10 protein-coding genes are annotated in these 8,525 nt (G+C 69.4%); 4 read left to right on the top strand and 6 right to left on the bottom strand.

What is annotated here, in order from left to right:
- Window positions 1–55 precede the first annotated feature (55 nt).
- Window positions 56–1,351, top strand: coding sequence for a sigma-54 interaction domain-containing protein (locus ACSVC7_RS26295; RefSeq protein WP_483508843.1), 1,296 nt, complete (start codon window positions 56–58; stop codon window positions 1,349–1,351).
- A 36-nt stretch (window positions 1,352–1,387) separates the two neighbouring features.
- Here the strand turns inward: ACSVC7_RS26295 and ACSVC7_RS26290 are convergent, their stop codons facing one another.
- Window positions 1,388–2,089 (bottom strand): glutathione binding-like protein, encoded by a 702-nt coding sequence (locus ACSVC7_RS26290; protein ID WP_448206330.1) that lies wholly within the window; start codon window positions 2,087–2,089, stop codon window positions 1,388–1,390.
- Window positions 2,090–2,252: 163 nt separating this feature from the next.
- Between ACSVC7_RS26290 and ACSVC7_RS26285 the strand changes: the two genes are divergently transcribed.
- Entirely contained in the window at window positions 2,253–2,420 is a 168-nt protein-coding gene (locus tag ACSVC7_RS26285) for a hypothetical protein (RefSeq protein WP_448206331.1), read from the top strand.
- A 68-nt stretch (window positions 2,421–2,488) separates the two neighbouring features.
- Here the strand turns inward: ACSVC7_RS26285 and ACSVC7_RS26280 are convergent, their stop codons facing one another.
- The gene (locus ACSVC7_RS26280) at window positions 2,489–2,710 is read right to left on the bottom strand and encodes a hypothetical protein (protein ID WP_448206332.1); all 222 of its coding nucleotides are present in this window, start codon (window positions 2,708–2,710) and stop codon (window positions 2,489–2,491) included.
- Between the two features lie 193 nt (window positions 2,711–2,903).
- Here ACSVC7_RS26280 and ACSVC7_RS26275 point away from each other — a divergent pair, with 193 nt between their 5' ends.
- Window positions 2,904–3,383: a response regulator gene (locus tag ACSVC7_RS26275; RefSeq protein ID WP_448206333.1), complete on the top strand. Its 480-nt coding sequence runs from the start codon at window positions 2,904–2,906 to the stop codon at window positions 3,381–3,383.
- A 62-nt stretch (window positions 3,384–3,445) separates the two neighbouring features.
- On the opposite strand, the gene ACSVC7_RS26270 is transcribed toward ACSVC7_RS26275, so the two are convergent.
- Window positions 3,446–3,637, bottom strand: coding sequence for a hypothetical protein (locus tag ACSVC7_RS26270; RefSeq protein WP_448206334.1), 192 nt, complete (start codon window positions 3,635–3,637; stop codon window positions 3,446–3,448).
- A gap of 45 nt (window positions 3,638–3,682) precedes the next feature.
- The gene (locus ACSVC7_RS26265) at window positions 3,683–4,264 is read right to left on the bottom strand and encodes a hypothetical protein (RefSeq protein ID WP_448206335.1); all 582 of its coding nucleotides are present in this window, start codon (window positions 4,262–4,264) and stop codon (window positions 3,683–3,685) included.
- A gap of 159 nt (window positions 4,265–4,423) precedes the next feature.
- Here ACSVC7_RS26265 and ACSVC7_RS26260 point away from each other — a divergent pair, with 159 nt between their 5' ends.
- Window positions 4,424–4,864 carry a hypothetical protein gene (locus tag ACSVC7_RS26260; RefSeq protein ID WP_483508841.1) on the top strand — a complete coding sequence of 147 codons (441 nt, stop codon included), beginning with the start codon at window positions 4,424–4,426 and terminating at the stop codon, window positions 4,862–4,864.
- 7 nt (window positions 4,865–4,871) lie between these two features.
- Here the strand turns inward: ACSVC7_RS26260 and ACSVC7_RS26255 are convergent, their stop codons facing one another.
- Both ACSVC7_RS26255 and treY read right to left on the bottom strand, forming a co-directional pair.
- Complete coding sequence (locus tag ACSVC7_RS26255) at window positions 4,872–5,321, bottom strand: cupin domain-containing protein (RefSeq protein WP_448206337.1); 450 nt, start codon at window positions 5,319–5,321, stop codon at window positions 4,872–4,874.
- A 236-nt stretch (window positions 5,322–5,557) separates the two neighbouring features.
- The gene (treY, locus tag ACSVC7_RS26250) at window positions 5,558–8,338 is read right to left on the bottom strand and encodes a malto-oligosyltrehalose synthase (protein ID WP_448206338.1); all 2,781 of its coding nucleotides are present in this window, start codon (window positions 8,336–8,338) and stop codon (window positions 5,558–5,560) included.
- Window positions 8,339–8,525: the final 187 nt, after the last annotated feature.

The raw sequence follows: 8,525 nt of genomic DNA, 5'->3' as shown, positions 1-8,525 counted from the left end.
CCCCCCCCCCCCCCCCCCCCCCCCCCCCCCCCCCCCCCACGCCCGCATCGCCTGGATGGACGACAAGTACAAGGCGCTGCTGCGCATCAAGGACGACCCGCTCGGCAAGCCGGTGGAGGAGGTCATCCCCGCCAGCCAGCTTCGCCGCACCATGGAGACGGGCCAGCCCATGATGGTGGACATCATGGAGTTCGGCGACCGCTCCTTCGTCGTGTCGCGCCTGCCGCTGAAGGACGCGGACGGTGCGGTGATCGGCGCGCTGGGCTTCGTGCTGTTCGACCGGGCGGAGCAGTTGCGCCCGCTCGTCTCCAAATACCAGAAGGCCCAGGAGGAGCTGACCCGCACCCAGCAGGAACTGGCGGAGGAGCGGCGGGCCAAATACTCCTTCTCCCAATTCCTCGGCGTCAGCGAGGCGGTGCGGGAGATCAAGCGGCTCGGCCGGCGGGCGGCGCAGATGGACAGCACCGTGCTGCTGCTGGGCGAGACTGGGACGGGCAAGGAGATGCTGGCCCAGGCCATCCACGCGGCCAGCCCGCGCGCCGACCGGCCCTTCGTCGGCATCAACGTGGCCGCCATCCCGGAAAGCCTGCTGGAGGCGGAGTTCTTCGGCGTCGCCCCCGGCGCCTACACCGGCGCCGACCGGAAGCTGCGCGAAGGCAAGTTCCAGCTCGCCAACGGCGGCACGCTGTTCCTGGACGAGATCGGCGACATGCCGCTGCCGCTCCAGGCCAAGCTGCTGCGCGTGTTGCAGGAACGGGAGATCGAGCCGCTCGGCTCCAACAAGGTGGTGCGGGTGGACGTGCGCATCATCGCCGCGACCAGCCGCGACCTCGACGCGCTGGTGCGGGAGAAGCAGTTCCGCGCCGACCTCTACTACCGCCTGAACGTCGTGCCGATCACCCTGCCGCCGCTCCGCGAACGGCCGGAGGACATCGAAAGCCTCGCCGACCGGATTCTCGAACAGCTCGCCCTCCAGCAGGGCGGCCCGCCGCGCGAGCTGACCGACTCGGCGCTGGCGGCGCTGCGCGCCCACGACTGGCCCGGCAACGTGCGGGAGCTGACCAACCTGCTGGAGCGGGTGACTGCCATGACCGACGCGCCGGTGCTGAACGGCGATCTGGTGCGCAGTGTGCTGCGGGTGCCGGCGGGCCGCCCCACTGCTGCCTCGCAAAGCGCGTCTTTCGAAGGGCGGCCCCTGTCGGAGGTGCTGCACGCGGCCGAACGGACGGCCATCACGGCGGCGCTGGAGCAGACGGGCGGGGTGAAGGCCCGCGCCGCGAAGCTGCTCGGCATCTCCCGCGCGTCGCTGTACGAGCGGATGATGTCGCTGGGGCTGGGCGTGGGGACGTAGGCGCTTCCCCTCTCCCCGGAGGGAGAGGGGATTGTTTCAGCCCTTCACGTTGGACGCGGTCTGGCCGAACAGGATTTTCTTGCTCTCTTCGGTGACCGACGGGCGGGTGGACACCGCCTTGCCCTTCTCATAGGCGCGGATGGTCGCCGGGCGGGCCTGGATGGCCTCGAACCAGCGCTTCAGCTCGGGGAAGTCGCTCAAGTCCTGGCGCTGGCGCTCGTGCGGGACGATCCAGGGGTAACAGGCCATGTCGGCGATGGTGTAATCGTCGCCCGCGATGAAGGCGCGGTCCTTCAGCCGCTTGTTCAGCACGCCGTAGAGACGGTTGGTCTCCTTCACGTAGCGGTCGATGGCGTAGGGGATCTGCTCCGGCGCGTACTGGACGAAATGGTGGTTCTGCCCGGCCATCGGCCCGAGCCCGCCGACCTGCCAGAACAGCCACTCCAGCACCGTCTTGCGGCCGCGCACGTCTTTGGGCAGGAACCGGCCGGTCTTCTCGCCCAGATAGGTCAGGATGGCGCCCGACTCGAAGACGGAAATCGGCTCGCCTCCGTCCGCCGGCGCCCGGTCGATGATGGCCGGCATGCGGTTGTTGGGGGAGAAGGCCAGGAACTCCGGCTTGAACTGGTCGCCGGCGGAGATGTCCACGGGGTGGATCGTGTAGTCCAGCCCTGCTTCCTCCAGGAACATCGTGATCTTGTGACCGTTGGGGGTCGGCCAGTAGTGGAGGTCGATCATGGCGGTCCTTCCGTGTGTTTCCCGTCAAAGGTGTGCGATCGCGCCGCCGCAGGCAACCCGCGCCGTGCGCGGACCAGCCCTCCGGTGGGAACACGGGAGCGGTGCAACACAACGGCCAGGGGAATGTTGATCGTAGCGAACGCCAACCAAAGCGAGAAACACCATGGCCGACGAGCGCAAGACCCAGACTCCCGAATCGGGCAAGATCGACGAGAGCCAGCAGGGCACGGCAAAGCCCGACCAGGGCGGCGAAGCGGAGCTGACCGACAAGGAAGAGCAGAAGCACGGCGGCAAGAACAAGACGACTCCGGGACCGATCTACGACGTGTAGGCGCCGAAGGCCTCCCTCTTCCCGGCCTGGGGAGAGGGGGCGCCCCATTCTGGAGGATGGGCCACCGGTCACGAGACCAGGGCCATGGTCGTCGGCTCCGGCGGTTCCGGCGCGGCCGACTCCAGGGTCTGCGCGACCTCGTCCAGGGGAGCGGTGACCATCAGCGGCTCGGCGCGGCCGGCGAAGACCAGCTCCGTCCGGTTGTCGTCCACTTGGCGCAGGTACAGCACGCCGACGGGGTTGACCAGAACGGTGGCTCCGGCCCGGTCGGCGAATTCGACGAATTTCATGCGTGGCTCCCACAGCGGTTGCGCCTGTTGCAGATTGGCCCAACACTGGGGGAGGGCGCAGGTTTCCCCTGCCCGGAAGGCCCTACACCTTCGACCCCTTGATCGTGGCACCGGATGGACAAACATGGGCGCTTCGGGTCAGGGTGGCCCGAGAGGCCGCCCCGGAGCCCGAAGCCAGTAAGGACGTGATGCCGTGAAGTTGCTTGTGGTCGAGGACGACCCGTTGATCGGGCCGGCTGTGAAGGCGGTTCTGGAGAACGCCGGATACACGGTCGTCGGGCCGGTGCGTGACGCCAACAAAGCCGCGCGGATCGGCCCCCGCGAGCGGCCGGACCTCGCGCTGGTGGACGTCTATCTGGCCGGGGGGGAGAACGGCCTGACGCTGGCCCGCAAGCTGTGGGAGGATTGCGCCATCCCCTCGGTGCTGATCACCGGCTTCGACCACCGCGCGGAGGACGCGCGCGACTTCGCGCTCGGACTGCTGCGCAAGCCGGTGATGCCCAACGAGTTGGTCGACGCCGTGGGCGTGGTCGGCGAGATCCTGGCGGGCCTGCGCCCGTCCTCCATCCCGGCGGCGCTGGAGCTGTTCGGCCGGCCGGGCCGCGCGCAGCAGACCACGCAACAGACCACGCAACCGCAGCCGTCCCCGCAACACCTGCTGCGGCGGGGGTAGAGGGCGGGCCGTCCTGCGGCAGGACCCTGCGTCTGGAAGCCGTGCGGCGGATCAGCGCCGAATCAGCGGCTGATTCCGGCGTTCTGGTCGGGGGCCACGACCTCGTCCGCGATGGCGGGATCGCCGCCCGGCTGGTCGGTGCCGATTCCCTCGACGGCCGGGTCCTCGACGGGGCCGGCGGGCGCGTCCTGGGGCTTGTCCGAGGTCGCACCGTTGGTCGGGTCCAGCTCGACCCATTGGCGATGGTTGCTCATGGTCGTCTCCCCTCCTTGGGTTTGTGGCTTGGTGCGTTAACAGTTTCAGGCCGGGATGGACGCCCGGCCATGGTCGCGATGCTGCTCGGGAGCGGCGCTTTCCGTGGCCAAGTCGGTGCCCCGGACGCGCCGTGCGGTCCAGGCTCCGCGCGCGGGGGAGCGCTCCGTCCCCCAGTCCGACAGGCGGGCCGTCAAATAGCCGGTGGCCCCGCCCCACACCACATGTGCGGCCAGCATCATGCCGACGCGCTCCGCCGGATGCTCCGTCGCCGGACGCAGGATGCCGACGGCGGGAATCCAGCCCAGATAGCTCGCCGCCCAGACTCCCAGCCCGTAGGCCACCCCCGTCGCCACCGGCGCCCCGCCGACCGCCCGCAACACCGGCGCGAAGCCGGCCCCGGTCGCAGCGCCGTAGGCGTAGTGGCCGGCCAGCGCGAGCAGTTCGTGCTGGCGTTCGGTCATGGCGTCGCCGACCCCGGCCTCGGTGGCGACGCGCTCGGTGATCAGGCGTGGCGGCAGGGGATAGCGCGCCCGCTCCGGCAACTGGCGGTGCAGCCGGTTCATCGCCCAGGTCATCGGCACCGTCGCCGCGAGCCCGGCGAGCGCACCGGCGAGAAAGGGATTCATGGGACGGTCGTTTCCTTCTTCCGTTCAAACCCCTGTCTTTGGGTTAACGCTCTACCGGAAGATTCGGCCAATCCCTTCGCGACGATCTTCGCCCTTTCTTGTTCTTCCCGCCATGAATTCGCCTCCCGTCAAGGGGGGCCGCGATGAAAGGATGGGGTTATGAATCGTTGGATGATCGGCGCCGCGACGGCGCTTGCCCTCCTGGCCGGGCCGGCGCTGGCCGCGGGAACGAGCGGCACCGGTGGGAAGAGCGGCAGCACGGGAGCCTCCGGCAGCACGGTGGCCTGCCCGCCCGGCAGCACGGACCCGTCCTGCCGCTCCGGCGCCGGCACCAGCGGCTCGTCGAGTGGGACGTCAGGTTCGTCGGGGATGAGCGGTTCGGGGATGAGCGGCTCGTCGGGTAGCAGCGGCGGCTCGTCGAGCGGCGGCTCCTCGGGCATGAGCAGCGGGTCGAGCGGCAGTTCCATGGGCAGCGGCTCCGGCACCAGCGGCTCCACCGGCATGGGCGGGGCCGGCACCTCCAGCGGTGCCAGCGGCTCGTCGGGCGCCGGGACCGGCTCGGGCGGCGCTTCCGGCGGGGCCGGCGGCACCGGTCAGTGATGGCTGCTCAGTGAGTGTTGGCTGACCCGCGCCGAATAAGCTTTAGGGTCAGCCGCAAGGGGCCGAGGACGATGCGCTTCATCGCCTCGGCCCGACTGCGTGGTTTCTGGATCGCGTAGTATTTGCGGATCGTTTCCCGGATGTCCCAGGTGCCGGTGAAGCCCTTCGGAATCGCGAAGGCGTCGCCCTGCCGGTATTCCTGCGGCGACCCGCCCTCGGGCGTGATCACCACCCGCCCGGCCAGCAGCACGCACAGCTCGTCGTAGGGCCAGTCCTTCATGGCGACGATGCCGGGCGTGCATTGCCACACCCCGCAGGCGAAGCGCTCGGCATGGCCGTCATAGAGGTTCAGGAAGCTTTCCTGCGGGTCGCCGGAGAGGACGGTTCCGAAGACCGCGGGCTTGGCGGGGGTGTCCTCGATCCACCCATGGTCGAGCGGCACGAGCTGGTGCTGCATGGCTCCGTGTCTCCGGTTTGAAATTCCCTCGCCCATCTCCGATGGGAGAGGGAGGGGCCCATGCGAAGCATGGGAGGGTGAGGGCAAGGTTGACCCGAGAATCCTGCGTCAGCTTCACCTCGATTCTCGGCAAAACCTTTCCCTCACCCTCCCACGCCTTCGGCGCGGGCTCCTCCCTCTCCCGGCGGAGCCGGGCGAGGGGTTGTCAAGGCAGTCTGCTTGAAGATGAACTTTGCCTATTCCTCCCGGACCAACAGCGCCACCGGGAAGTCTTGGAACAGCGCGGCGGCGGTGACCGCTCCGTCGGCTTCCAGCGTCGCGCCGGTGAGGGCGTTGCGCCAGCGCTGGCCGCGCGGCAGGGGGACGGAGGTGTCGCCCCAGTCCGGACGCTCGCCGAGCGACCCCATCAGGCGGGGTGTGGCGACCACCACGGCGTCGTCGGCCAGCGTGCGGGCGAAGGCGACCACATGCTCCGCGCGGGTGCCGGCAGCCTCCAGCGCTTCGTAAGCGCCATCGCGGAACAGCGCGGCCTTGTCGGCGCGCAGGGCGAGCACCCGCCGGGTCAGGGCCAGCTTCACGGCACCGTCCTGCCAGCGGTTGAACAGGCCGGCGATGTCGGCGCCCTCCACCTCGTCCAGCAGGGCGCGGCGGGCGGCGTAGTCGACGGGGCGGCGGTTGTCGGGATCGACGAGGCTGAAGTTCCACAGCTCGCAGCCCTGGTAGACGTCCGGCACGCCGGGGGCGGTCAGCTTCAGCAGGGTCTGGCTGAGGCCGTTGACCATGCCGATGCGGGCAAGCTGGGCCTGGAAGGGCAGGAAGGCATCGAAGAAGGCGTTGCTGCGCGTCACGTCCAGCGCGTCGTGGACGAAGCTCAACATCGCGCTCTCATAGGCTTCGTTCGGGGCGGCCCAGGTGGTGTGGACCTTGGCCTCGCGCATCGACTTGGTCATGGCGCCGGCGATGCGCTCCGCGAACTCGGTCATCGTATGGGGATCGAGGCTGGAGGGATCCACCCCCGTCAGCTCCGCCGGCCAAGCGCCGAGCAGCAGCTGGTAGAACAGATACTCGTCGTTGCGGTCGGGCGGGGCGGTGCCCTCCACGTCGCCGCGCCGGGCGCGCAGCAGGCGGCTCCAGGTCTGGATTTGCCGCTCCCATTCGTCCGGCATCTCGGACAGGGCGTAGAGGCGGGCGCGCGTGTCCTCGCCGCGCTTGGTGTCGTGGGTGGTGGTGCCCAGCATGGCGTGCGGCCAGCGGGTCGCCCGGTCCTGGTTGGCGCGGTGGAAGGCGGAGACGCTGACGCCGAAATGGTCGGGATGGCCGCCGACCTCGTTCAAAGCGACCAGTCGGTTGTAGCGGTAGAAGGCCGTGTCCTCCAGCCCCTTGGCCATCACCGGGCCGCTGTACTGCTGGAACCGCATGGCGAAGCGCAGCACCTGCTGCCGGCTGTAGCCGCTGTGCGGCTCGCCCACCAGATCGCCGGTCAGCAGCCGTTGCAGGAAGTCATAGACGGAATCGTCCGGCCCCTGTTCGATCCGCCGCGCCTGGGCGATGGCCCAGTCGATGTCGCGCCGGTCCAGGTCCGACAGGTGGCCGTCGCAGTTCCGGCTGTCCACGTAGGTGCGGTAGACGGGGAAGCGGGCGATGGTCTCCTTCAGCGCTTGGTGCAGGATGTTGGCGGTGAAGTCGGCCGTGCGCGGGTTGGACCGGGCTATGCGCGCCGCCTGCCGGGACAGGACGTGCAGCTCGCTCGCCATCTCGCTTTCCATGATGCGGATTTTGCTGGTCCGCACCACATCCTCGAAGTTGTCGCCACGGCCGGTGAAGTCGGCGTAGAGGCGGGTGAAAGCCTCTTCCGTGTTCGGATCGACGAACAGCCCGCCCAGCAGGTTGGCGAACTCGTAGCCGGTGGTGCCGTCGATCGGCCAGTCCTCGCGCAGGCGCTCGTGGCGCGCCAGGATCTTCTCGACCACGAGGTAGAAGGGGCGGGACGCCGCCTGGGTCAGCCGCTCGCAATAGCCTTTGGGGTCGTAGAGGCCGTCAATGTGGTCGATGCGGATGCCGTCCAGCGTGCCGTTGTCCACGAGGCTGAGGACGAAGCGGTGGGCGACGTCGAACAGCTCCGGCTCCTCCATGCGCAGGCCGGCCAGCTCGTTGATGTTGAAGAATCGACGGTAGTTGATGTCGTCTGCCGCGACCTTGAAATAAGCGGCGCGCCAGTGCTGGTTGGCGATCAGGTCGTTCAGGCGGCTCCAGCTCTCCGGTTCGCCGGGTTCGCCCTGGAAGCGCTTCAGGCGGCGCTGCACCGCCTCCGCCACGTCCGGCTGGTTGGCGACCAGGGCGGCCAGCTCCGCCTTCAGGGCGGCGGAGCGGCGGACCTGGTGGGGGTGGACGTAGTCCAAATGCTGAAAGGCGTCGCCGATGCTCTCCAGCTCCGGATGCTCGGTGCCGAGGATGGCGCCGTAGTCGGCGGGCCGGATCGGCAGCTTGTGCGTGCCGTAGGCCCAGACCGCGAAGCCGCCGGCCTCCGCGTCGAAGCGCAGCTCCAGCGCGCCGGATTCCAGCACGGCGCCGTACTGGTCGCCCAGCATCGGCACCAGCACCTTGCCTTGCAGGTAGCGGCGGTCGGGCTCCCACTCGATGTCGAAATAGCCGGCGAAGGGGCTGTCCGGTCCCCATTCCAGCACGTCGAGCCACCACGCGTTGTCCGACCCGCCCACGCCCATGTGGTTCGGCACGAAGTCGAGCACCTGCCCCAGCCCGCTGCGGCGCAGCGCCTCCACCAGCGCCTGGAAGGCGGCGGGATCGCCCAGTTCCGGGTTCAGGGCGTTGTGGTCGACGATGTCATAGCCGTGGGTGCTGCCCGGCCGTGCCTTCATGTAGGGCGAGGCGTAGAGGTGACTGACGCCCAGCCGCGCCATGTAGTCGGCGATCTCGGCGGTGCGGTCGAACCCGAATTCGGCGCGCAGCTGCACGCGGTAGGTGGCCCGGGGGATCGGCTTCTCGGCGTCGGCCGCCATCGGTGGTCTCCTGGGTCAGGGGGATTTGATTTTTCCCTCTCCCCTCCGGGGAGAGGGGAGGGTGAGGGGGATGCGCTTTTGCCGGACGCGCGGGGAAGGCCAGACCCCCTCACCCCAACCCTCTCCCCGGAGGGGAGAGGGAGTCCCCCTCACCCCGGCCCTCTCCCCGGAGGGGAGAGGGGGAATT

This window comes from Azospirillum mesophilum, from assembly GCF_053470405.2.
This window is presented reverse-complemented; position numbering and strand designations above follow the sequence as displayed.

Coding starts and splice junctions, on each gene's coding strand:
- ACSVC7_RS26265 (WP_448206335.1), bottom strand. CDS start 4,264: ATGAATCCCTTTCTCGCCGGTGCGCTCGCCGGGCTCGCGGCGACGGTG.
- treY (WP_448206338.1), bottom strand. CDS start 8,338: ATGGCGGCCGACGCCGAGAAGCCGATCCCCCGGGCCACCTACCGCGTG.
- ACSVC7_RS26260 (WP_483508841.1), top strand. CDS start 4,424: ATGAATCGTTGGATGATCGGCGCCGCGACGGCGCTTGCCCTCCTGGCC.
- ACSVC7_RS26295 (WP_483508843.1), top strand. CDS start 56: ATGGACGACAAGTACAAGGCGCTGCTGCGCATCAAGGACGACCCGCTC.
- ACSVC7_RS26280 (WP_448206332.1), bottom strand. CDS start 2,710: ATGAAATTCGTCGAATTCGCCGACCGGGCCGGAGCCACCGTTCTGGTC.
- ACSVC7_RS26255 (WP_448206337.1), bottom strand. CDS start 5,321: ATGCAGCACCAGCTCGTGCCGCTCGACCATGGGTGGATCGAGGACACC.
- ACSVC7_RS26285 (WP_448206331.1), top strand. CDS start 2,253: ATGGCCGACGAGCGCAAGACCCAGACTCCCGAATCGGGCAAGATCGAC.
- ACSVC7_RS26290 (WP_448206330.1), bottom strand. CDS start 2,089: ATGATCGACCTCCACTACTGGCCGACCCCCAACGGTCACAAGATCACG.
- ACSVC7_RS26270 (WP_448206334.1), bottom strand. CDS start 3,637: ATGAGCAACCATCGCCAATGGGTCGAGCTGGACCCGACCAACGGTGCG.